At 52.5% G+C, this 21384-nt stretch carries 25 protein-coding genes; 17 read left to right on the top strand and 8 right to left on the bottom strand.

Annotated features, from left to right (window positions below):
* Nucleotides 1–8: 8 nt before the first annotated feature.
* Both IZU99_05680 and IZU99_05675 read right to left on the bottom strand, forming a co-directional pair.
* Entirely contained in the window at nt 9–857 is an 849-nt protein-coding gene (locus tag IZU99_05680) for an amidohydrolase family protein (protein UOO36780.1), read from the bottom strand.
* Nucleotides 854–1630 carry a sugar phosphate isomerase/epimerase gene (locus IZU99_05675; protein UOO36779.1) on the bottom strand — a complete coding sequence of 259 codons (777 nt, stop codon included), beginning with the start codon at nt 1628–1630 and terminating at the stop codon, nt 854–856. Before IZU99_05675 ends, IZU99_05680 begins: the two co-directional genes overlap by 4 nt.
* 233 nt (nt 1631–1863) lie before the next feature.
* On the opposite strand from IZU99_05675, the gene cobT reads away from it, so the two are divergent.
* The 9 genes from cobT (at nt 1864) to larC (ending at nt 8734) form a co-directional block, all read left to right on the top strand.
* Entirely contained in the window at nt 1864–2928 is a 1065-nt protein-coding gene (gene cobT, locus IZU99_05670; GenBank protein ID UOO36778.1) for a nicotinate-nucleotide--dimethylbenzimidazole phosphoribosyltransferase, read from the top strand.
* Complete coding sequence (locus IZU99_05665; GenBank protein ID UOO36777.1) at nt 2928–3449, top strand: bifunctional adenosylcobinamide kinase/adenosylcobinamide-phosphate guanylyltransferase; 522 nt, start codon at nt 2928–2930, stop codon at nt 3447–3449. Before cobT ends, IZU99_05665 begins: the two co-directional genes overlap by 1 nt.
* On the top strand, nt 3446–4213 hold the full coding sequence (locus IZU99_05660; protein ID UOO36776.1) for an adenosylcobinamide-GDP ribazoletransferase: 768 nt from the start codon (nt 3446–3448) through the stop codon (nt 4211–4213). Before IZU99_05665 ends, IZU99_05660 begins: the two co-directional genes overlap by 4 nt.
* 77 nt (nt 4214–4290) lie before the next feature.
* The gene (locus IZU99_05655) at nt 4291–4560 is read left to right on the top strand and encodes a bifunctional adenosylcobinamide kinase/adenosylcobinamide-phosphate guanylyltransferase (protein UOO38763.1); all 270 of its coding nucleotides are present in this window, start codon (nt 4291–4293) and stop codon (nt 4558–4560) included.
* A gap of 13 nt (nt 4561–4573) precedes the next feature.
* The gene (locus IZU99_05650; protein UOO36775.1) at nt 4574–5203 is read left to right on the top strand and encodes a histidine phosphatase family protein; all 630 of its coding nucleotides are present in this window, start codon (nt 4574–4576) and stop codon (nt 5201–5203) included.
* Nucleotides 5196–5723 carry a cob(I)yrinic acid a,c-diamide adenosyltransferase gene (locus IZU99_05645; protein ID UOO36774.1) on the top strand — a complete coding sequence of 176 codons (528 nt, stop codon included), beginning with the start codon at nt 5196–5198 and terminating at the stop codon, nt 5721–5723. The genes IZU99_05650 and IZU99_05645 overlap by 8 nt, the downstream gene beginning before the upstream one ends.
* A 193-nt stretch (nt 5724–5916) precedes the next feature.
* Nucleotides 5917–6690, top strand: coding sequence for an ATP-dependent sacrificial sulfur transferase LarE (gene larE, locus IZU99_05640; GenBank protein ID UOO36773.1), 774 nt, complete (start codon nt 5917–5919; stop codon nt 6688–6690).
* A 110-nt stretch (nt 6691–6800) separates the two neighbouring features.
* On the top strand, nt 6801–7478 hold the full coding sequence (gene larB / locus IZU99_05635) for a nickel pincer cofactor biosynthesis protein LarB (protein ID UOO38762.1): 678 nt from the start codon (nt 6801–6803) through the stop codon (nt 7476–7478).
* 20 nt (nt 7479–7498) lie between these two features.
* A complete protein-coding gene (larC, locus tag IZU99_05630) occupies nt 7499–8734 on the top strand; it encodes a nickel pincer cofactor biosynthesis protein LarC (GenBank protein UOO38761.1) in 1236 nt (411 codons plus the stop codon).
* 38 nt (nt 8735–8772) lie between these two features.
* On the opposite strand, the gene IZU99_05625 is transcribed toward larC, so the two are convergent.
* Nucleotides 8773–9090 carry a pyrimidine/purine nucleoside phosphorylase gene (locus IZU99_05625; protein ID UOO36772.1) on the bottom strand — a complete coding sequence of 106 codons (318 nt, stop codon included), beginning with the start codon at nt 9088–9090 and terminating at the stop codon, nt 8773–8775.
* Nucleotides 9091–9246: 156 nt separating this feature from the next.
* Between IZU99_05625 and IZU99_05620 the strand changes: the two genes are divergently transcribed.
* Genes IZU99_05620 through IZU99_05610 form a run of 3 tightly spaced genes read left to right on the top strand, consistent with a single transcriptional unit; the run spans nt 9247 to nt 10896 of the window.
* Nucleotides 9247–9699 (top strand): helix-turn-helix domain-containing protein, encoded by a 453-nt coding sequence (locus IZU99_05620; protein ID UOO36771.1) that lies wholly within the window; start codon nt 9247–9249, stop codon nt 9697–9699.
* A gap of 1 nt (nt 9700) precedes the next feature.
* The gene (locus tag IZU99_05615; GenBank protein UOO36770.1) at nt 9701–10540 is read left to right on the top strand and encodes an alpha/beta hydrolase; all 840 of its coding nucleotides are present in this window, start codon (nt 9701–9703) and stop codon (nt 10538–10540) included.
* Nucleotides 10531–10896, top strand: a complete 366-nt coding sequence (locus IZU99_05610) for a DUF4180 domain-containing protein (protein ID UOO38760.1) — start codon at nt 10531–10533, stop codon at nt 10894–10896. The genes IZU99_05615 and IZU99_05610 overlap by 10 nt, the downstream gene beginning before the upstream one ends.
* Nucleotides 10897–10911: 15 nt before the next feature.
* On the opposite strand, the gene IZU99_05605 is transcribed toward IZU99_05610, so the two are convergent.
* The 3 genes from IZU99_05605 to mgtA form a co-directional block, all read right to left on the bottom strand.
* Nucleotides 10912–11775, bottom strand: a complete 864-nt coding sequence (locus IZU99_05605; GenBank protein ID UOO36769.1) for a patatin-like phospholipase family protein — start codon at nt 11773–11775, stop codon at nt 10912–10914.
* A 123-nt stretch (nt 11776–11898) separates the two neighbouring features.
* Nucleotides 11899–12735, bottom strand: a complete 837-nt coding sequence (locus IZU99_05600; protein ID UOO36768.1) for a DUF1906 domain-containing protein — start codon at nt 12733–12735, stop codon at nt 11899–11901.
* A 114-nt stretch (nt 12736–12849) separates the two neighbouring features.
* Nucleotides 12850–15363 (bottom strand): magnesium-translocating P-type ATPase, encoded by a 2514-nt coding sequence (gene mgtA, locus IZU99_05595; protein ID UOO36767.1) that lies wholly within the window; start codon nt 15361–15363, stop codon nt 12850–12852.
* Between the two features lie 200 nt (nt 15364–15563).
* Between mgtA and IZU99_05590 the strand changes: the two genes are divergently transcribed.
* The 4 genes from IZU99_05590 to IZU99_05575 all read left to right on the top strand — a co-directional run bounded on the left by IZU99_05590 (nt 15564) and on the right by IZU99_05575 (nt 17874).
* The gene (locus IZU99_05590) at nt 15564–16160 is read left to right on the top strand and encodes a cysteine hydrolase (protein ID UOO36766.1); all 597 of its coding nucleotides are present in this window, start codon (nt 15564–15566) and stop codon (nt 16158–16160) included.
* 93 nt (nt 16161–16253) lie between these two features.
* The gene (locus tag IZU99_05585; protein UOO36765.1) at nt 16254–16619 is read left to right on the top strand and encodes a DUF134 domain-containing protein; all 366 of its coding nucleotides are present in this window, start codon (nt 16254–16256) and stop codon (nt 16617–16619) included.
* Nucleotides 16616–17455 (top strand): Mrp/NBP35 family ATP-binding protein, encoded by an 840-nt coding sequence (locus tag IZU99_05580; protein ID UOO36764.1) that lies wholly within the window; start codon nt 16616–16618, stop codon nt 17453–17455. The genes IZU99_05585 and IZU99_05580 overlap by 4 nt, the downstream gene beginning before the upstream one ends.
* Nucleotides 17452–17874: a NifB/NifX family molybdenum-iron cluster-binding protein gene (locus IZU99_05575; protein ID UOO36763.1), complete on the top strand. Its 423-nt coding sequence runs from the start codon at nt 17452–17454 to the stop codon at nt 17872–17874. The genes IZU99_05580 and IZU99_05575 overlap by 4 nt, the downstream gene beginning before the upstream one ends.
* A 67-nt stretch (nt 17875–17941) precedes the next feature.
* On the opposite strand, the gene ablB is transcribed toward IZU99_05575, so the two are convergent.
* The gene (gene ablB, locus IZU99_05570) at nt 17942–18802 is read right to left on the bottom strand and encodes a putative beta-lysine N-acetyltransferase (protein ID UOO36762.1); all 861 of its coding nucleotides are present in this window, start codon (nt 18800–18802) and stop codon (nt 17942–17944) included.
* Nucleotide 18803: 1 nt separating this feature from the next.
* Nucleotides 18804–20108: a lysine 2,3-aminomutase gene (gene ablA, locus IZU99_05565; GenBank protein UOO36761.1), complete on the bottom strand. Its 1305-nt coding sequence runs from the start codon at nt 20106–20108 to the stop codon at nt 18804–18806.
* A 303-nt stretch (nt 20109–20411) separates the two neighbouring features.
* On the opposite strand from ablA, the gene IZU99_05560 reads away from it, so the two are divergent.
* Nucleotides 20412–21317, top strand: coding sequence for a phosphatase (locus IZU99_05560; GenBank protein ID UOO36760.1), 906 nt, complete (start codon nt 20412–20414; stop codon nt 21315–21317).
* Nucleotides 21318–21384: the final 67 nt, after the last annotated feature.

The raw sequence follows: 21384 nt of genomic DNA, 5'->3' as shown, positions 1-21384 counted from the left end.
TAAGAGTGCTAGCTTCTTTGAAAGCGCTCGGCAATCGCCGCATTCCCGCGCGCGGGGTCAATGCCCATCTCTGCCAGAAGAGCGTATTCATCGAGTGTGCCCGACCCCTGCAAGACGCGGTACGCCCCGCAGTCGCTGCCGGAGGCAATCAAGACGCCTTTTTGATAAGCCTCAGTTAATACCGCTTTCTGCGCCTCATGCACATTTTTCATCACGACACCGTCATACCGACCGTCACCGATGAGGTTATAAGCCGTAACGGCCGTTGGTACCCAGACGGCTTTTGTTTGCAAAAACCAGTCGATAACCGACCTGTCCGGCCAGAAGCCGTGTTCAATACTGGAAACGCCCGCCTCCATGGCGTTTTTCATGTTTTCGGCGCCGTTGCAGTGGGCCATGACAGCAAAACCCTCGCCCTTGGCGATGTTGACGGCCTCACGCAGCACCGATGTCGGTAAGATAGGGCCCATAATCGCACCGCGGTCGTTAAAATCCAGCATACCGGTGACGGTGATTTTGATAAAGTCGGCCGACAGCGCCTTCGCCCGCAGGACAAGCTCTTTGAATTCCGCCATCGTCTCGAAGGCGACGCCGTACATCCCGCCGTAATACCCCTTCATGTGTGTGATATAAATCGGCGTGCGGTAATCAAGGCCATATTCCGGCGCAATCTGCTTGGCAAACGCGGAAACCATGTACTTGTCTCCCCCGTCGCGGTAAAAACCAATGCCGCTGCCGACAACCGTCTTTAAATTTTCTCGGACGTACGCCTCGTCAACGCCGTTTTTATGGCGGCGCATCGCGTCGGCGTAGCTGACCCCGTCTGCTATGATGTGACCGTGGCACTCGAATTTCACTGTAAAAACCCTTTCTCGCGCAGCCATGCGACAGATGACGCGGCCTCGCGCGTTTCAAGCGTCAGCGTCGCGTCTTTCTGACCTTCGGCGATGATGCGTATGATGGTCTCCATGTCGATGACGCCATCGTCCAGACCGGCATGGTCGTCCCAGGTGCCTGCGTTGTTGTGCAGGTGCGCGTGGCCGAGGTATGGCAGCACGGCTCGCGTCCACGCTTCAAGCGTCATGTCCCGGCGCATGATATTGGCGTGACCGACGTCAATGCACAGGCGAAGCCGCTTGTCGTCAACCGAGCGCACGATGTCCATAAGCTGCTGGGGAGAATCCTCCAGAACATTTTCAAGGACAAGACATAAATCGCTCGGCTTATCTTTTAAAAAGTCGCGCCAAAACGTGACGGAGCGCTCAACGAAATACTCTTTAAAATACACAAGCGGTATGTATCCGGAGTGGACGACAATCCGATTGATGCCGTAGCAGCGTGCCAGCTTGACCGCCTGCTCGTAGCGTCTTTTGGCGACGTCAAGCACAAGCGGGTCGATGGCAGACGGGCACAGCTCGTTAAACGGCGCATGCAAAACGCGGCGGTCGACGCCGCTGATTTTCTCGCGGACAACACCGTCCCACAGCGCAAAATCAGCGTCCATATTCGACGCCGTGCAGAATTCAGCAATCTCTAGACCGAACCCGTTTTCGCGCGCCGTTATCGGCGCGTCGTCAGCCAGCGTCGACAGATAAAGGCGGCCTTGAAGGTCGCCGGTGTGTAAAGCCACTTTATCACCTCAAAACATGATAACGTTAGCATGATTCGCCATCCTTGTCAATAAACGCTGTGAAAGGCCGCAAAGGCCGACAGCACTTGACAAAACAGCACGCTGCCGATAAAATGGTGAAAAAATCGACATGCCGGGGAAGCCGGGCCGGCGCGGGCGTGCTTTTGCGCGACACTCTCCGTCACCGGAGAGTTTTTTATTAGCCCTATTTCGACGCCAGATAAGGATACACCATGGATATTTTAAGCCTCAATCAAGATATAACAGGTGCCAGCCGTGAAGCAATGGCGCAGGCGCAACAGCGCTGGGACGGGATCGCCAAGCCGCTTGGCAGCCTTGGCCTGCTTGAAAAGGTTATTGTTCGCCTGGCTGGAATTACGGGCAGTGCCGATGTTTTTATCAACAAGCGCGCCGTCCTCGTCCTCTGTGCCGACAACGGTGTTGTATGCGAGGGTGTGTCGCAGTCCGGCAGCGAGATTACGCGGCTAGTCGCAGAGAACCTGACGAAAAAGCAGACATCCGTTTGCCGCATGGCTGAGGCCGCGCACGCGGACGTCATTGCCGTTGATATGGGCATGGCCGAGCGCTTTGCAAGCCCCCTGCTGCTCGACCGCCGCATTGCCGACGGGACGCGCAATATTGCCGCAGGCCCCGCCATGACGCGCGATGAGGCGCTATCCGCCATAGAGGCCGGTATTGACCTTGTCCGCCTGTGCCGTGAGCAGGGCTATCAGATCATCGCCACCGGCGAAATGGGGATCGGTAATACGACGACATCAAGCGCCGTCGCGTCGGTGCTGCTGCAAAAGCCGTCTGCTGCCGTCACCGGGCGCGGTGCCGGCCTCTCCGACGAGGCACTGGCGCGGAAAAAGGCCGTCATTGAGAAGGCTGTTGCCGTCAATAATCCAGACCCATTTGACGCGCTGGACGTCCTCTCAAAGCTCGGCGGGTTCGATATAGCCGGGATGACCGGCATTTTCCTCGGCGGGGCTTTATACAAGATGCCTATTATTGTAGACGGCATCATCAGCGCTGTTAGTGCGCTGTTGGCCCATCGCCTGTGCCCGAAAGCGGTTGACGCGATGGTGGCCAGCCACGTCTCCGACGAGCCAGCAGGTAAAATGCTCTTAGAGGCCCTGTCTCTTCAGCCGATTATTCACGGCGAAATGCGCCTCGGCGAGGGGACGGGCGCCGTGGCCCTTTTGCCTCTTCTTGACCTCGCGCTGGCCGTTTATCACGGCTCGTCATCTTTTTCCGACATCGGCATGGATGCTTACACGCCACAGGGAGGGTTATAATGCTTACACTCGTCATCGGCGGCGCTGCCAGCGGCAAAAGCGAATACGCCGAATCCCTGGCCATATCCCTGCCATTGCCGCGTTATTATGTCGCAACGATGATGCCCTTTGATAAAGAAGACCTCCTGCGTATTGAAAAGCACCGGACAATGCGTGCTGAAAAAGGCTTCACAACGAAGGAGCGCTACACGAGCCTTGCCGGTCTGCGCCTACCAGAGCGCGGCACTGTTTTGCTGGAATGCCTGGGCAACCTCACCGCCAACGAGCTTTTTGCCGTCGGCGGCGCCGGTGATAGGACGGTTGAAGCTGTTTTGGCGGGCGTTCTGGCGCTTGAACAGCAGTGCGAAAACCTCGTCATCGTCACAAACGACGTTTTTTCCGACGGCGTTTCCTACGACCCCGAAACAGCGCGCTATATCGAGGCGCTGGCAGCCGTCAACAACGTTATCGCCGCGCGATGCGCGTGTATTTATGAGCTCGTCTGCGGGATTCCGCTGCCGCTTCGGGAGGCCGCCCTATGAGTTTTATCCGCTCATTTCTATTTTCATTTTCAATGTTTTCCCGCCTGCCTATGCCGACTCTCAAATGGCATGACGACAACATGCGCTACATGCTTGCGATGTTCCCCTTCATCGGCGCTGTCGTCGGTCTTTTTGTCTGGGCTTGGCTCGCTGTCTGTCAGGCGCTTGATTTTGGTGTTCTGCTCCGGGCCGTCGGGCTCGCGCTCGTCCCAGTCGCCGTCACCGGCGGCATCCATTTGGACGGCCTGTGCGACACGATGGATGCCCTGGCCTCCCACGCGCCGCCCGTGCGTAAACGTGAAATTCTCAAAGACCCCCGTGCCGGGGCTTTTGCCGTCATCGGCGCTTTGTCCTATATCGTTTTCTATATCGGCATCGCGTCTGAACTGCTCGTCACACCGATTACGCCGATGCTCCTCGGGCTGATCTATGTCCTCTGCCGCTGCCTGTCCGGTCTTTCTGTTCTCCTGCTCAATGCAAACGCAGACAAAGGGCTGCTCAGTTCCTTTAAGGATTCGGCCGACAAGACGGTTTCCGTGATTATTCTGGGTTTTATTTTCGCCGGCGCTGCCGTCTGGCTGCTGCTGACGGCGCCCCTCACCGGCGTCGTGATGCTTCTTGCCGCTTTTATCTGCTTCATCTATCTAATTGTTATGTCGCGGCGCCAGTTCGGCGGCATGAGCGGTGATTTGGCCGGTTTTTTCCTCCAGCTTTGTGAGCTGGCTATGCTGGCTTCTATTGTCATTGTCGAAAAGGTGGTTTAAACGTGATATTTGTTATTGGCGGTCTCGGCGGCGGAAAACGCGGTTATGTGAAAACGCTTGGCTTTACCGACGCGGAGATGGCAGACGCCGTCATTGACGACAAACCAGTCGTCTATAATCTGCAGAATCTTGTAACGGCGCGTCAAGGTGCGTATATGGACCTTCTGCCGGTGCTGCTTGAGAAAAAGGTTGTGATCTGCAACGAGGTCGGCAGCGGTATTGTCCCCGTTGACAGGGCAGAGCGCTTTGCCCGCGAGGCGACAGGCCGCCTGTGCGTTGAGCTGGCGTCTCAGGCGGAGAAGGTCGTCCGTGTCTGCTGCGGTATTCCGGCTGTGATTAAAGGCTGAAAGGTGCTTTATTATGGACGTTGTTTTTTTACGGCACGGCGCGACGAAAAGTAATCAGGAAAAGCGCTATGTCGGTATGACGGATGAGCCGCTCAGCCCAGAGGGAGCCGTCTTTGCCACGTCAACCGGCATTCTGCCCGACGTCCAAAACGTTTATGTTAGTCCAATGCGCCGCGCTGTAGAGACGGCACACATAAAATTTCCAAACGCCGAATTCATCATCTGCGCCGACCTTCGAGAAATGGACTTCGGCGATTTTGAAGGCCGCACAGCTGATGAAATGGCCGAAGACGCCGACTACCGCCGTTGGGTAGACAGCGGCTGCACAGACCGCTGCCCGAACGGCGAGCAGCTCGACGAATTTTCAAATCGTACCTGTCGCGCGTTTGACACGATTGTCCAAGAGGCCATTGAGCACGGCGCGTCTCAGCTTGTGATTGCCGCCCACGGCGGAACGCTGATGGCCATATTAAGCCGCTATGCCGAGCCGCCACGCGCGTATTTTGACTGGCGCGTCCCCCCTGCCTGCGGCTATCGGGCTGTGCTTGACGAAGGCAGCTGGCACGATGCGCCGCACCTGATGCGCGTTGAATATTTCGAAACGCTCTTACCAAATCAATTTAAAGGTGATCAAAATGTCTAAAGGTCTGACGCATGTTTATTACGGTTACGGCAAAGGAAAGACAACAGCAGCGCTCGGTCTGGCGCTGCGAGCCAGCGGCTGCGGCAAGAATGTTGTCATCGTCCAATTTTTAAAAGACGCTAACACCGGTGAACTCTGCAATCTGAAAATTCTGCCGGGCGTCACCGTCCTGCGCGGGACGGCAGCGAAAAAGTTTGTTCGCGATATGACGCCTGACGAGCTTACTGAAACAAAAAGAATTCAAAACGATCATCTAATGAAGGCGCTGTCGCTCGTCGAGGCGGGCGGCGTTGATCTGCTGATTCTGGACGAAGCGTTGGACGCGTATCAGCTCGGCCTGCTTGATGAAGCGCTTTTCTTGGAGCTTGTTTTCAACAAGCCGTCATCTTTGGAGCTCGTCATCACCGGCCACCGTCCGGACGAAAAAATTATGGCCGCTGCGGACTATGTCACCGAAATGGTCAAGCACAAGCATCCGTTTGACAATGGCATCAAAGCCCGGCGCGGCGTTGAATTCTAAGTTTGTAAATTGACAGCATGGCAGGAAATATGCTACAATTTGGGTAACGAAAACGAAAAGGATTCGATGCTCATGAAGCTGACGACGCGCTGGCGATAAAATCCTTGAAAGGCTGCTCACACGGCTTTTTAAGGGTTTTTCATTTTTAGAGGCGACGCGTTTATAGGCGCGCATCACACGACAGGAGACACAAATGAAACTCGACGCTTTTTTTGCTGAAAATCCGCGGTTTGCGCTCGCCTATTCCGGCGGCGTTGACTCGACGTATCTGCTTTCCGCCGCCAAGGAATATGGCTGCGACGTGAAGGCGTATTTCATCAAGTCTATTTTTCAGCCGCAGTTTGAGCTTGACGACGCGCGGCGCATGGCTTATATGCTGTCCGCCCCCATGACGGTTGAGACGATCGAAATTCTTAAAAATCCGGATGTGGCGGCCAATTCGCCGGACCGCTGCTATCATTGTAAAAAAGCCATTTTTTCACGCATTTTGGAGCTCGCGCACCGTGACGGTTACACCGTCGTCTGCGACGGCACGAACGCCTCCGACGACGCGGGAGACCGCGCCGGGATGCAGGCGCTGATTGAGCTTGGCGTTCGCTCCCCGCTGCGCGAGTATGACATGACGAAAGCGGAGATCCGCAGCCTTTCCCGCGCGGCGGGCTTGTATACGCATGACAAGCCGTCCTATGCCTGCCTGGCAACGCGCATACCGACCGGCACCGAGATCAAAGCCGACTGTATCGACACCGTCTCCAAAGCGGAAGAGGCGCTGCATGTGCTCGGCTTTTCCGATTTCCGTATCCGCTTCTTTTCGGGCGCTGCCCGCATTCAGCTTCCGGAGGAGCAGTTCCGCACAGCCTTTGATAAGCGGCGAAAAATACTTGACACGCTGTATCCGTATTTTGACGCTGTTTTTCTCGACCTGCTGCCCAGAAAAACAGAGTTTCAGACGCCCGACACATATTGACCCGCCTAAACCAAAAGGAGGATTTTGTGGAACAAGACAAGCTCCTGGCCCTGTTAAACGCCGTTCAAAACGGCGTCACTTCGCCGGAGGAGGCGCTGTTAAAGCTGAAAATGGCACCGTTTGAAGACCTTGGCTATGCAACGGTTGATCACCACAGGCGTCTTCGCCACGGTATCCCAGAGGTTATTTACGGTGCGGGCAAAACACCTGAACAAATTGCCGGTATTGCCGCCGCCATCAAAAAGAGCGGCAGCAATGCCGTTTTAATCACAAGACTGACACCGGAAAAAGCCGCAGACCTCGCGCAGCTTCTGCCGATTGACTATGACAACATCTCGCGCCTTGCTGTTCACGGCACGTCGCCGAAACCGTCAACACGCGGCACCGTTACCATCGTCGCCGCCGGGACGAGCGATTTGCCCGTTGCAGAAGAAGCCGCCAAAACGGCCGAGGTTTTTGGCAACCGCGTTGAGCGTGTGTTCGACGTCGGCGTAGCGGGATTACACCGCCTGCTCGGGCGGCTTGAAGGCCTCATGACGGCGAAGGTTATTATTGCCGTTGCCGGGATGGAGGGCGCTTTGGCAACCGTTGTCGGCGGGCTTGTCGCCTGCCCTGTCATCGCCGTTCCGACAAGCGTTGGCTATGGGGCCAGCTTTAACGGTCTTGCCGCGCTTTTATCCATGCTCAACTCCTGCGCCGGTAACGTCAGCGTCGTCAACATCGACAACGGCTTTGGTGCTGGGTATCTTGCCAGCCTCATTAACCATATCGGGGAGGAATCCGCGTGAAGCTCTTTTTAGACTGCCAGATGGGCGCTTCCGGCGACATGCTGATGGGGGCATTATTTGAGCTGCTCCCTGAGCAGTCCCTTTTTTTGCAGCGTATGAACAGCCTTGGCCTGCCGGGCGTTTCCGTCACAGCCGAACCGATGACAAAATGTGGCCTTGATGGGACAAAAATTCGCGTTATAGTCAATGGTGTTGAGGAGACAAGCGAGGACATGCCCGATCCGGTATCGGACAGCAGCCACGCGTCTCACAAGCACAAAAATCAGCCGGTGAAAAAACAAGACGACAGCGGTGCACCGGCACCGCATCGGCACTACTCATATACTGACATCTGCACACTGATTCTGGGCCTTGACCTTGCCGAAAACGTTAAAACACAGGCGCTCGACGTTTACCGCCTGCTCGGCGAGACTGAAAGCGCCGTTCACAACGAGCCGCTTGAGGCGCTTTCCTTTCACGAAGTCGGCTCGCTTGACGCCGTTGCCGACATCGTTGGCTGCTGCCTTTTATTCCACATGCTCGGCCCTATGACCGTGACTGCCTCCCCTGTCCATGTCGGCGCCGGCTTTATCCGCTGCGCGCACGGCGTTCTGCCCGTCCCGGCACCGGCGACGGCGGCGCTCTTGAAGGATATTCCGATTTACGGCGGCAGTATCAAGGCTGAGTTGTGCACGCCGACTGGCGCGGCGCTGCTGCGCCATTTTGTCTCGCGGTTTGGCGAGATGGAACCGATGGCTGTTTCAAAAATTGGCTGCGGTATGGGGACGAAGGATTTTGACCGCCCCAACTGCCTGCGTGCCTTTTTAAGCGACAGGACGGCTTCAACCGACACTGTCGTTGAAATCTCCTGCAATCTTGACGATATGACGCCGGAAGCGCTTGGTTATGCAACGACTTATCTCATGGACAACGGCGCGCTGGATGTGTTTACGACACCGATTTTTATGAAAAAAAACCGCCCTGCCGTCCTGCTCACCTGTTTGTGCCGTCCGGAGGAGAAGGATATTTTGACGCAGGCGATTCTTGAACAGACGACGACGTTCGGCGTCCGTTTGATGACGCGGCGGCGTGATGTTCTCGACGTAACGCTTGAAACGGTCGAGACGCCTTATGGCAGCGTCCTTGTCAAAACCGGCGGCGGTTACGGTGTGACGAAATCAAAACCGGAGTATGAAGACGTCCGCGCCTGCGCCGACCGCCACGGCGTTTCCTTTCAGACGGTCTATAATGCCGTGATGGCGGTAATCGCCCCTTGAAGCAAATAAAAAATCCCGGCCACAAGGCCGGGATTTTTTTATGCCTCTATATACGAACAGCAATAGTCGGCCGTTTCCTCAACAATCAGTTTGAATTTACTGTTGGCTGCCACCTCGAAGGCCTCACCCGCCGTAAAGCTCTCCCAGATGTTCTTTCCGGGCAGCTCAACTTGCAGCCGCCCGCCGAGGATTTCCATCACCTCTTTATCTGCCGTCCCAAATTCATACGTCCCAGGGAGCATGATACCGAGCGTTTTTTTGCTGCCGTCCTGAAACACAACGGTCCGGCTCGTCACCTTTCCGTCAAAATATATATTCGCCTTTTTAATCACAGCGACGTTTTCAAATCTGTCCATTCCGATCCTCCATAAAAATGATATGTCTTTTGCAGACGTCCAGGGTTTCTGACAGTATAAACCGAAACACTCGGCTCGTCCAGAAATATTTCTCTTGACACATTCCCTATTATTACTTATTATTACTTATAAAGACTATTAAGGAGCTTTAATATTATGAACGAAACATATTATACCGTCGAACACGTATCGGAAATGCTGAACATCCATCCAAAGACGATTCAGCGCTATATCAGAGAGGGTAAGCTCCGCGCCGTCAAGCTCGGCAAAAGCTGGCGGATCACGGGGCATGACCTCAGCCGCTTTACTGAAAACGGCCTTATCATGCCGTACAGTGATGACCAAAACGCCTCGCCGGCTCTGTCCGTCACGGCTTCCGCCGTCATTGACATCGCTGTCCGCGGCAAAGAGGACGCCGTTCGTATCATGAACGCCTTAACGGCAGCCTCCATCTCTAAGCCACCGGAGTACGGTCACTCGTCTCTCCAGTCTCAGTATATCGTCGAAGAGAGCAAGGTCCGTTTATCGCTTTGGGGCGGCGTGCGATTTATGGCCGCCATCATGGCGTCCGTTGCCTATTTGACGGAGGAAGACGGGAGGAATGATTAATATGGCGACAAGCGTTTTCAAATCGCCGGAAGCGCGCGACGCCTTCCGCACCGTGTACAACGGTGTTCTCAACCGTTTCCCTTTCGGGCACCAATATGTGGACACAGCCTTCGGCCGGACCTTTATATTGACAGCGGGTCGCGAGACGGCACCGCCTGTCTTCGTGTTCCATGGGTCGTGCTCCAACAGCGTTTTTATGTCTCAAGAAATCATCGCGTTGTCTCAAGATTACCGTGTCTATGCCGTTGATCTCCTTGGAGAGGCTGGAAACAGCGCTGAATTCAGACCGAACCTCGAATCAGATGCCTTTACACTCTGGCTTAAGGACATTTTTGATGCGCTCAGCGTTGAAAGCGCCGTCATGCTCGGCAGCTCTCTCGGCGGCTGGTTGGCTCTGAAATTTGCCACAGCGTATCCGGCGCGCGTCTCGCGCCTTATTCTGATTGCACCGGGCGGCCTGTCAGGACAGAACCATGAATACACGATAAAAGCTGACAGTGCCAGAGCACGAAACGAAACGCTGACGATGGATGAAGCCGTTATCGGCGACGCGGCGCTGCCGAAAGAGGTCGTCGATTTCATGAACCTTATCCTCGCGTCGTATAACCCGATCACGGCCATACTGCCGGTATTCACAGATGACCAGCTTAGACGGCTAGTGATGCCCGTTTTGTTCATTGGCGGTGAGAACGACATTCTGCTTGACGCACCCGGGGCGGCTCGTAGAATCAGCGAAAACCTCCCGCATGCAGAAGTTCATCTGCTTCCGAATACAGGACATATAATCTTAAACGCATCCGACTATTTCATACCATTTCTTCAAAAGGAGGTATCGCCGTGAAAACGCTCGAAAATAACGGAATTTCAATCGCCGTCTGTGATACCGCGTCGCACATAGGCACTATTTCAGATGTCCTTGATTTGCTTGCGACGGCGACTTATGGGTCTGAATGCGCCGGTCTTGTCCTACTCAAGGAAAGCCTGCCGGAGGCATTTTTTGACTTAAAAACAGGCTTCGCCGGTGACGTCTTGCAGAAATTTTCAAATTACCGGATGAAGCTTGCCATCGTCGGCGATTTTTCACAATATACAAGCCAAAGCCTCAAAGATTTTATTTATGAGTGCAACAAAGGCCGTCTCGTGTTTTTTAAACACAGTCTTGATGAGGCGATGACGGCTCTGACAGCCTCGCCCTGAACGGGCGGGGCTTTTTTATGAAAACACACGCCGAATTTCAGGCACCATTTTTTTCGCCGACTCATAGCCCGCGTCAAGGCAAGCCGTCATCTGCTCAAACGTCAGAAGACCGGCCGTATCCGGCAGGAGTGGGACTAAGGAGAGCTTTTCGCCGCTCGTCCTGTAGCCGCTCAGGCAGCTCATCAGGATGGATAAGGACTGGTTGCAGACATCAAGAATGTTGCCGTCTGCCTTCATGGGGGTGGCTGTGTTCACATCAACGCCCAGAACGTTTTTTTCTCCGGCCGCAATGAGCAGGTCAACCGGTACTATATCTGTCACGCCGCCGTCAACAAGGAGCATCCCGTCCAGCTTCTTCGGCTGAAAGACGGCGGGAACAGCACAGGAGGCTCGCATAGCCGCGCTGATTTGAACGTCTGATTTCCAGATGACGTTTGGCATTTGTACAGCCTTGGCCCTATTATTTGTATAGGCAATTGTCTTCCTGCTGAAGAGGTCAACGGCTGCGATGACAGTTATCATGCGAAGGTCTGTCATTTTTTTGCCGCCAGCTAACCCCTCCAAATACTTCTCCAGCTTATCGCCTTTAATAAAACCTGAAAATGTCATGCGCTTCTTGCGAAACAGCTGCACAACAGATCGGAGAATCCCAAAATAATCCGCGTCCATGAGTGACGGGCCCGATTTACTGAGTTTTAAAATAATCTCCTTCATGCTGCTCGGCGTATAGCCTAACGCATACAGCCCGGCGACAAGGCTGCCGGCGCTCGTTCCGGCGACAGACGTCGGCAAAAGCCCGGCCTCCTCCAAGGCACACAGAACGCCAACGTGTGCCGCGCCACGTGTGCCACCGCCGGACAACGCAATTCCAAAACGCATCACCAACGCCCCCTTTATCGGTCTGAGTGATTATATTTTGTGTGCACCGAAAAATTGCCTGTACGCCCCTAAAGGCAAAAAAATCGCGGGGCAATAACCCGCGATTTTTTGATACTGTTCCGATTATGAGAGTTTGTCAAGCAATCCGAGCTTCTCCAGCGTGTTGTACAGCGCTGTGGCGACGGCTTCCCGTGTCATGCACTGCTCCCAACCGAAATTGCCGTTCCCATCTCCACTGATGATCCCTGCTTTTGTGAGCTTTTCAACAGCCGCATCCGCCCATGGACTGTGCGCCGCGCCTGTTTTGGAGATTTCCGTCAGCGCCTTGCGCGCCGCGCCGACCGTCGTCGGCAAATTTTCATCCTGAGCAAAAGGCAATCGCCACAGACCTTTTTCGTTATAAGCCTCATTGAAGTCGACGGATATCCCGGCAGCTGTCTGACCATTTTGATACTGATAGATGTCGGCACGTGCTGACTTCTTACCACCAGACCAGGCATACGTCTGCCAAAAGCAGTCGCACACGGCGCGTTGTGCCATCTCCTCGATGACATCAAAGCTTCCATAGACGCCAACTTTATAGGGCGCGATTGCTTCTTTTGCTGCTCTTAAATAGGCTTCAATGGCTACCATATCTTTAGCGGTTGCCTGAAAATCAACGGCAAAAATAATAGCGTTGTCTTCCGGCATTTTTACCGCCCGTGCCGCTTCCAGTGCCAGCAAACCGTCCGCCGAACCGTTTTTTCCGCCGCCGCGCGCTCTTTTAGCGCTCGTTTCAAAAACGGATACGATAGACAGCCCCGCAGCCGTCAGGCGTTCTGCTTCGCCGTATGATAAATGCTTCGGATAACTGTCCGGAACGAGATAACGGCAGACGAAGCGGTATCCCGTCGTATATAACGCTGCCGCCGTCGTTTCTAAAATTGGGGTGCTTGTATCAATACCTTTAATCGATGCCATTTTATTCTCCTTCCCATACAGCATATGATACAGGCTGTCTTTTTGAGACAGCTGGGAAGTCTGAACAGTAGCCATCACTGGACGAAAAAGAGATGTTCCCTTTCGTCAATCTTGTCACACGCGACGGTAAAAGATTTTCTTGATTGATTCAACCGATGCAATATAAAGTGCAACAATACAGCCGATAACAAGTAAAACCCACGGCTGCATTGGAATAAATCCAAAGAGCCCGGCAAGCGGTGTATAAGGTATAGCGACTGCGATAAGAGCGATGAGCAACACGGCCAACGTCAGAGCGCCGGACGGTCTGCTTTTGAAAAACGGTTTTCTCGTCCGGACAATCAGGACAATGATCGCGGCTGAAACGACCGATTCGATGAACCATCCCGTTCTAAACGACGTGTCTGTCGCGTGCAGGAAGAACCAAAGAAGCGCAAAGGTGACATAGTCAAATATTGAACTGATTAGGCCAAATGTTACCATGAAGCGGCGGATAAATCGGATATCCCAGCGCCGCGGTTTACTGATCAGTTCGCTGTCAACATCATCGGAGGCAATCGTCATCTCCGGAATATCCGTCATCAGATTTGTGAGCAGAATTTGCTTCGGCAGCAGCGGGAGAAACGGCAGAAATAGCGACGCGCCCGCCATGCTGAACATGTTGCCGAAATTGGCGCTCGTCGCCATAAAGACGTATTTGAGCGTGTTGGCAAACGTGACGCGCCCTGCCTTGACACCACTTAAAAGCACCCGCAGGTCTTTTTCGAGCAGGACGATATCAGCGGCCTCCTTGGCCGCGTCCGCCGCGCTGTCCACCGATATGCTGACGTCAGAAGCGTGCAGCGCCGAGGCATCGTTAATGCCGTCACCCATATATCCAACGACATAACCGGCTTTTTTGAGCGCTAAAATGATGCGCTCTTTCTGATTCGGTTCAACCTCGGCAAAGATTGACACCGTCGGCGCTTTTTGTATCAGCGCATCGTCACTCATCTGGCGCAGGTCTGACCCCGTTAAAAGGTCGCCGCCGATGCCAATCTGTGACACAACTGTCGCGGCAACGAGGTGATTGTCGCCCGTGATGATTTTGAGGCCGACACCGAGCTCCCGCAGATGCCCGATTGTCTCGCGGATGTCTTCTTTAAGCGGATCAAAAAAAGTTAAAAAGCCGAGAAAGGTCATGTCGTGCTCGTGCTCATTCTCGTGAAGCGTCTCAACACCCGTTTTATATGCGACGCCCAGCGTCCGGTAGCCTTTGCTTGAAAACGCCGCAAAATGTTTTTCAATTGCGCTTCTGACCGCTTCAATGTCGACAATACTGCCATCGGCCGTCTCCGCTTTTGTGCAGACATCAAGAATATTTTGAAAGGCGCCTTTTGTCACAACGAGCTGCCGTCCCATCTGGTCTGCCAGAAGAATGCTCAGACGCTTGCGGATAAAATCATACGGCTCCTCTTCAAGCTTTTCATATCCGGCTATATCAAACGGCTGGTGTGATCGGATCGCCGCGTCTATCGGGTTATTGAAGCCCGACTCAAAAGAAGCGTTGAGATACGCATAATAAAGCACCTTGTTATATTCAATGCCGTCGATGCCATACGGTGCGTTGAGGCGGACCATCCCCTCCGTGAGCGTGCCGGTTTTATCGGAACAGAGGATGTCCATACTGCCAAAATTTTCGATTGCCGCTAAACGCTTGACAATCACTTTGACCGCCGCCATCATCTTCGCGCCGTGCGCAAGGTTGATGCTGATGATCGCGGGGAGCAGCTGTGGCGTTAGACCGACGGCAAGGGCGAGTGAGAAAAGAAAGGCGTCGAGCGGCGGTCTTTTTAAAATGATGTTAATCGCAAAAATAGCAAACACGAGGATAAGCGTGATCTCCATCAGCAAATACCCGAAGCGCCTGACGCCGCGTTCGAATTCCGTCTCCATGGGGCGCAGCTTCAGACGTTCTGATATTTTTCCGTATTCCGTCTCTTTGCCCGTTTTGACGATGACGGCGCTGCCGGTACCGCTGATAACGTGCGTCCCCATCCACAGGCAATTCTTCCGTTCGGAGAGAACGGTCTCCGCCGGGAGAAGAGCGACCTGTTTTTCAACGGGGTATGTTTCCCCTGTCAGCGTTGCCTCGTCGACAAACAGCGCGTTATCCTCAATCAGCAGGCAATCTGCGGGGACAAGGTCTCCCGCTTTCAGAAGCACAATATCGCCGGGGACGATGTCCTCAACACCGATGTCCACATCCCGGCCGTCGCGGCGTATCAGTGATCTGATCTGCACTAAGGCCAGCAACTTTTTCACCGAATTGTCCGCCCCGTATTCCTGCCAAAAGCCAAGTAGGCTGCTTATTAAAACGATTGCCAGAATGATGAGTGCGTCGGCTGTGTCTTTTAAGAAAATGGATAGAGCAACAGCAAAAAATAGAATAATAAGAATCGGGCTTTTAAATTGCGACAGCAGAAGCGACAGGGCGTTTGTGTTTCGCTTTTCTTTGAGGACGTTTGCGCCAACCAGCTTAAGTCTTGCCGCAGCCTCCTCACTTGTCAGGCCGTTTTTTTCTGTTTGAAGGTCTGAGAGGATATCGGCCGTCTGATACGCCCAAAAGCAATCTTTTAGTTCCGCCATTGGTTGCCCTCCTGCATCAATGCTTACTTTTGCATGATTCATTTTAACATGTTGCGCAATAAATACATAGGGGGGTGTCTTCCAAAGCGGTGGATTTACTCAGCGGTCTTCTAAATCACAGCTCATTGATATATAATAATGGGCATCTTGACAGGCGCACTGAACGAAAGGTGCCTTAAAAAAAGATTGGAGTGTTTATTTTGCTCATTCAAAAAGAAACGGCGCTCATTGTTGTCGATATGCAGTACGGCGGCGGCGCGCCCGACGGGTCACTTGTTAAAATGCTCAATGTCGATGTCACCCGCCAGGAAGACATTGTCACGCCGATGATCGCGCTCAAAGACTTTTTCAACGCGAACGGGATGCTCGTCGTCAACGTAAAAACGGAATATGAGGCGGATTTCAGCGACTGGCCGATGCTGGACGCGCGATTTGAGGTCAAAAAGCACCGCCATTTTGTTAAAGGGACGGCTGATGCCGAAATCATCCCGCCGCTGGCGCCGCGTGACGGCGAAGTCCTCATTGTTAAAAACAGATGGAACGCCTTTTTCAATACAGACCTGGACGGCCTGCTTCAAAAGCATGGCATCAAAAACCTCGTTATCGTCGGCGCCGCCACCGATGTCTGTGTCCTAGAAACGTGCAGCGCCGCGTTCTCACGCAATTACAACTGTATTGTTCCGATTGAAACGACGGCTTCATTCACGCCGGAGCGCAAACAACTCGGCCTTGAAATGCTCGCCTTTGGGCGAAGCCTTGTCGTTCATGTCGACGATGTTTATAAAATGTTTGCGTAATATGAATATTATTATTGACATATGCCGATATCTCTGTTATGATGCGGCTAGTATCCGGCATATGCCATGAATTCGATGGTGTGAGGTGATAGGATGCCGCGTCCGAAAAAATGTCGGCGCGTCTGCTGTATGCCCCAGAGCCTCAGCTTCGGGCCGCTTAACGGTGCGTCGGAACAGTGCGCGCGTGTTGTGATGACGGTGGACGAATTTGAATCGATCCGGCTGATTGACCTTGAAGGGCTCAGTCAGGAAGACTGCGCCGGACAAATGGGTGTGGCGAGAACGACGGCACAGGCAATTTACGGCAGCGCGCGTCTAAAATTGGCACAATGCCTTGTCAGCGGCTTAGAGCTATCCATCAGCGGCGGTGACTACGTTTTATGTGACGAATCGTCGCCACCTTGCTCTTGCCGTCATTGTCACAAAAATAATTGTCATTTGGGAGATGAAGTAAAATGAGTGAAACGTGCAGCAGCAGCTGTACCTCCTGCGGGAGTGATTGTTCTGACAGAACGGAAGAACAAACAGATTTCAGGGAGCAGCCCCACGAACTCAGTCACATTAAAAAAGTCATTGGCATTGTCAGCGGCAAGGGCGGTGTCGGCAAGTCGCTTGTCACGTCTATGCTGGCCGTTCTGGCTCGGCGTGACGGGTTTAAAACGGCTGTCCTTGACGCCGATATCACGGGGCCTTCCATCCCCAAAGCGTTTGGCCTTTCAGAAAAAGCCACTGGCAGCGAGCTGGGCATTCAACCCGTTAAAACAAAAACAGACATTGCCGTGATGTCACTGAACCTTTTAACCCAAAATGAGACGGACCCCGTCGTCTGGCGCGGCCCTGTCATCGCCGGGATGGTCAAGCAGTTTTGGAAAGACGTCATCTGGGGCGACGTTGATTTGATGTTTATTGACATGCCGCCCGGCACGGGCGACGTACCGCTGACGGTCTTCCAGTCGATCCCGGTTGACGGCATTGTGATCGTCACCACACCGCAGGAGCTCGTCGGCATGATTGTTGAAAAAGCTGGCAACATGGCGCGGATGATGAAAATCCCCGTCTTCGGGCTTGTTGAGAACATGAGCAGCGTCACCTGTCCTGATTGCGGTAAAAGCTTCTCGATCTTTGGTGAGAGCCGCGTGGAGGCGTCTGCCGAAAAATATCAAATCCCGGTGACGGCTCGCCTGCCGATCGACCCAAAGCTGGCAGAGGCGTGCGACGCGGGGACGATTGAGCAGTTTGAAGGCGACTGGCTCGATGATATCATTAACTTCATAGAAAGCGAGGAAATGATGTGAGGGTTGCGGTAACATACGAAAACGGACTCGTTTTTCAGCATTTCGGGCACGCGGAGCGCTTTAAAATCTATGATATCGATGACGGCCGCGTTCAGGCGGCGACGACTGTCAACACCAACGGCAGCGGCCACGGCTCGCTGGCGGCCATCTTAAAGAACCTGAACGTTGACACCCTCATCTGCGGCGGTATCGGCGGCGGTGCCAAAACTGCCCTCAGCGACGCGAACATTCGTCTTCTGGGCGGCGTCTCCGGTGACGCGGACAAGGCCGTTGAAGCTTTTCTGGCGGGCGCGCTTGCCTATAACAGCGAGATCACCTGCAATCACCATGGGGAGCATCACGGCGGTCACAGCCAAGCGCACACCTGCTCAGAGCACGGCTGCGGCGGTGAACACCACCATCATCACGGCGCGCACTGAATTATCTGATAAAACAGCGGCTTTCCTGTAAGAGGAAAGCCGCTGTTTTATCGGCATGTTGTTATTTTTACTGGCTGGGTGGCGTTATATGCTGACCGAGTGGCTTAAACCAGACGTTCATACTCTCCACCCCTCCGGAGATGTGCGTGTTGTTGATGAGCGTCCCGGCAAATAGATAGCCTATTTTTGCAAAAGTCACATTCATGCCATATGACAGGGCTCGCGCTATTGTATACGCCGTGAGGACACCTCTATTTTTCATTTCGCATTCCATCTCGCAAAGCAAATACCCGGCAAGGCCCTTTGACCGATACGCTTCCAGCGTGGCAAAATCGGTCATTTCTACATTGTTGTTTTCCAGGTCCATCTCACAAGAGGCGGCAGCAACGAGCGCGCCGTCAGCTCTGATGCCGAAGTAGACGACGTTTTCACGCATCGTCTTTTTCAGATACGCCGGATCGAATATGGGAAATGGGTAGGATGGAAAAACGCGCCGGTAAAGTGCCGCCAAATCGTTGGCGTCGCTTTCCGTCAGCAAGCTGAAGCGAAACCGTCTGTCAGGAATAGGCGTCTTAACCGCCATCTTAGTTTTTTCGGCAGCTTCAAGTATTTGCGCCGCTTCCGCCTCGTTTGTCTCAATTTTTCTGGATGCATCCAGATATCGGGCTATAAAGCGTGCGTCTTCCCTCCCTTGAAAGAAAAGAGGAATGCGCGCCTCTGTGGTATATCCTTTTTTTTCGAATTCTTCAGCTGCCCATTGCGGAATCTTGGCAAAAATTTTGGTATACTGATGACGGGCCGCCAAGTCCTCCATCTGACCGATGATTTGCGGGTAATCGGCTTTAGAGAGCTTCATCAGATAGACCCTGTTGTTCAAGGGGCCGTGCTGGAGTGTTGAAGAGCCCAGTTTTATTGTTGCATCAGTCATTCTATGACTCCGAAACGGTGTTAGTCCGTCTGTTTATTCTTGCGTTGTTTTCAGGGATCAAAGAGATGTCTTCATCATAATCCGACAGCAGTCTGCTGATGCCGACGGCGTTTATTTCCTGCTTTTCATCGATATTCAACTGTAAGTCGCAAGTGTCACAATCCCTGTCACACGATATTGATTTATACGAATCCGGCTCTCGGTAAGTCGTGATGATGCCTTCGTAATTTCTGAGAACGACTTTATTGTCCGACCACGAAATGAGGTAGTTCGGCATAACGGGAATCTTGCCGCCCCCGCCGGGTGCGTCAATAACATACGTCGGTACCGCAAAGCCGCTTGTATGACCCAACAGGTTTTCAATAATTTCAACGCCTTTGCCAACGGACGTCCGAAAATGTGTCAGCCCTTCCGAAAGATCACATTGATACAGGTAATAGGGGCGCACCCTGTTTTTGACGAGCGTATGCACCAGCCTTTTCATAATGATCGGGCAGTCGTTGACGCCTGCGAGCAAAACCGACTGATTTCCAAGTGGGATACCCGCGTCAGCCAATTTTTTCAGCGCCGCTTTTGAGGACGCTGTTATTTCATTCGGATGGTTGAAATGCGTGTTGATCCAGATCGGATGATGCTTTTTGAGCATGTTTACGAGTTCGTCCGTAATCCTATACGGCAGAACAACTGGCATCCGCGTCCCGATCCGGATAACTTCAACATGCTCAATTTTCTTGATTTCAGTTAAAATCCAGTCGATAAAGTCATCCGGCAGCATCAATGGGTCGCCACCGGAAAGCAGCACGTCTCTGACGCGCGGCGTATTCCTGATATAGTCAATCGCTTTCATGATTGATTCCCGGTCAGGTATGTTTTCAACGTCGCCGACTTTCCTTTTCCGTGTACAGTGTCTGCAGTACATAGAACAGACATTGCTCACATGCAGCAGGACTCTGTCGGGATAGCGGTGCGTTAAACCCGGAACAGGGCTATCCTTTTCCTCGGCAAGCGGATCGGCCATTTCATGCTTCTGAACAATCAATTCACTTGGGTTCGGGAAAGCCTGTTTATAAATTGGGTCGTTTTTTAAATCCTTTTTATCGATCAGTGACAGATAATAGGGCGTGATGGACAGCGGAAATTTATCCAGCGTTCTAACCAGTTCCTGCCGCTCTTCAGTATCAAATTTTATATCCAGCAGCTTTTCAAACGTTCCGATATCTTTTATTCTGTGTTTGAGCTGCCATTGCCAATCCGTCCACTGTTCATTTTTCGTATTGAGCTTATCTGTCAGCATTCGATTCATCATTTTTTTCTTTCACCTTCCTTTTTTAAATTAAAAAAACCAGAGTCAGATATAATTTGAATCACCGGTATTAAAGCCCCGATTGAATCAATTATATATAACTCTTTGTATAAGTTTATCATATTTTCGTCATAGTGTCAAATTTGCATCCGATTTCTCCGTCTTTCTCTGTATATTTTGAAATCATAACCTGCTTTTTTTATCTTCCGTCGGAATCTCTTAACGTTTGATTTTTATCATGTTAAAATAGATACAGGCGGATACATCATCCTGCAAATAGACTAAAAAGAATGGAGACACTTTGTTTTGCTTTACGGAATTATTGATCTCGGTTCAAACACTATCCGGCTTTCGATATTCACATATGAGCAGGGCGAGGCAAAGCTGCTGCTCAATAAAAAAGTCATGGCTGGTCTTGTCTCGTATGTTGACGACCAAAAGCTCTCAAGCGCGGGAATCGCCAAAGCTTGCGCGGTCCTCAACACCTTCAAGGAGCTGCTGACAAATTTTAATATTAAAATCTATCATGTCTTTGCAACAGCATGCCTGCGCAATATTGCCAATACGGACGAGGCAACCAAGGCAATCACCGACGGGACGGGTCTTCACGTTGACGTTTTGACTGGCGAAGAAGAGGCACGCTTTGGCTTTTTAGGTGCTTTGCGCGTCATTGACTCTGAAGACGGACTTTTAATTGACATCGGCGGGGCAAGTACGGAGCTTCTCATCTTCAAGAAAAAAGAGATCGTTCAGGCGGCCAGTATGCCGATTGGTTCCCTAAATCTCTATTTAAAATACATCGCCGACTTTCAGCCGACGAAAAAGGAACTCGCGGAAATTAAAAATGGCGTATTGTACGAAATAGAAAAGACAGGCATTTCCGGCACTGTCCGCGACCTGTTTGCCGTCGGCGGCACAGCCAAAACGGCCTGCAAGCTCTATGACGACTTTTACGATCTCCCGACGAGTAATGTGATTATGGAAACACCGAAATTCGAGGCACTTTTACAGGCCTACAATGATAACAGCAGCGGCTTTTCACGGCGCATTCTACAAGTTGAGCCGGAACGATTTCACACGATTATCCCCGGGATGGTTGTTTTAAATACGATCGCCAAGAGTTTTGAAAGCGACAGCATCACGATCAGCAAGTGCGGCATTCCGGAAGGTTACTTATACAACCGGGTCGTCAAAGCGCGTACAGATGTATAAATAATTAAGCTGAAAAACAGAATTATTGAAAAAAACGGTACCGAAAGGTACCGTTTTTTCACAGCAA

The sequence above is a fragment of the Oscillospiraceae bacterium CM genome, from assembly GCA_022870705.1.
Taxonomy (GTDB): domain Bacteria; phylum Bacillota; class Clostridia; order Oscillospirales; family Oscillospiraceae; genus Sporobacter.
The sequence above is the reverse complement of the archived record's forward strand: the minus strand, read 5'-3'. Positions and strand labels throughout refer to the sequence as shown.

Coding starts and splice junctions, on each gene's coding strand:
- IZU99_05645 (UOO36774.1), top strand. CDS start 5,196: ATGTCTAAAGGTCTGACGCATGTTTATTACGGTTACGGCAAAGGAAAG.
- mgtA (UOO36767.1), bottom strand. CDS start 15,363: ATGGCGGAACTAAAAGATTGCTTTTGGGCGTATCAGACGGCCGATATC.
- larB (UOO38762.1), top strand. CDS start 6,801: ATGGCACCGTTTGAAGACCTTGGCTATGCAACGGTTGATCACCACAGG.
- larE (UOO36773.1), top strand. CDS start 5,917: ATGAAACTCGACGCTTTTTTTGCTGAAAATCCGCGGTTTGCGCTCGCC.
- IZU99_05615 (UOO36770.1), top strand. CDS start 9,701: ATGGCGACAAGCGTTTTCAAATCGCCGGAAGCGCGCGACGCCTTCCGC.
- cobT (UOO36778.1), top strand. CDS start 1,864: ATGGATATTTTAAGCCTCAATCAAGATATAACAGGTGCCAGCCGTGAA.
- IZU99_05650 (UOO36775.1), top strand. CDS start 4,574: ATGGACGTTGTTTTTTTACGGCACGGCGCGACGAAAAGTAATCAGGAA.
- IZU99_05660 (UOO36776.1), top strand. CDS start 3,446: ATGAGTTTTATCCGCTCATTTCTATTTTCATTTTCAATGTTTTCCCGC.
- IZU99_05580 (UOO36764.1), top strand. CDS start 16,616: ATGAGTGAAACGTGCAGCAGCAGCTGTACCTCCTGCGGGAGTGATTGT.
- IZU99_05585 (UOO36765.1), top strand. CDS start 16,254: ATGCCGCGTCCGAAAAAATGTCGGCGCGTCTGCTGTATGCCCCAGAGC.
- IZU99_05600 (UOO36768.1), bottom strand. CDS start 12,735: ATGGCATCGATTAAAGGTATTGATACAAGCACCCCAATTTTAGAAACG.
- ablA (UOO36761.1), bottom strand. CDS start 20,108: ATGATGAATCGAATGCTGACAGATAAGCTCAATACGAAAAATGAACAG.
- IZU99_05625 (UOO36772.1), bottom strand. CDS start 9,090: ATGGACAGATTTGAAAACGTCGCTGTGATTAAAAAGGCGAATATATAT.
- IZU99_05605 (UOO36769.1), bottom strand. CDS start 11,775: ATGCGTTTTGGAATTGCGTTGTCCGGCGGTGGCACACGTGGCGCGGCA.
- ablB (UOO36762.1), bottom strand. CDS start 18,802: ATGACTGATGCAACAATAAAACTGGGCTCTTCAACACTCCAGCACGGC.
- IZU99_05620 (UOO36771.1), top strand. CDS start 9,247: ATGAACGAAACATATTATACCGTCGAACACGTATCGGAAATGCTGAAC.
- IZU99_05665 (UOO36777.1), top strand. CDS start 2,928: ATGCTTACACTCGTCATCGGCGGCGCTGCCAGCGGCAAAAGCGAATAC.
- larC (UOO38761.1), top strand. CDS start 7,499: ATGGGCGCTTCCGGCGACATGCTGATGGGGGCATTATTTGAGCTGCTC.
- IZU99_05655 (UOO38763.1), top strand. CDS start 4,291: ATGGCAGACGCCGTCATTGACGACAAACCAGTCGTCTATAATCTGCAG.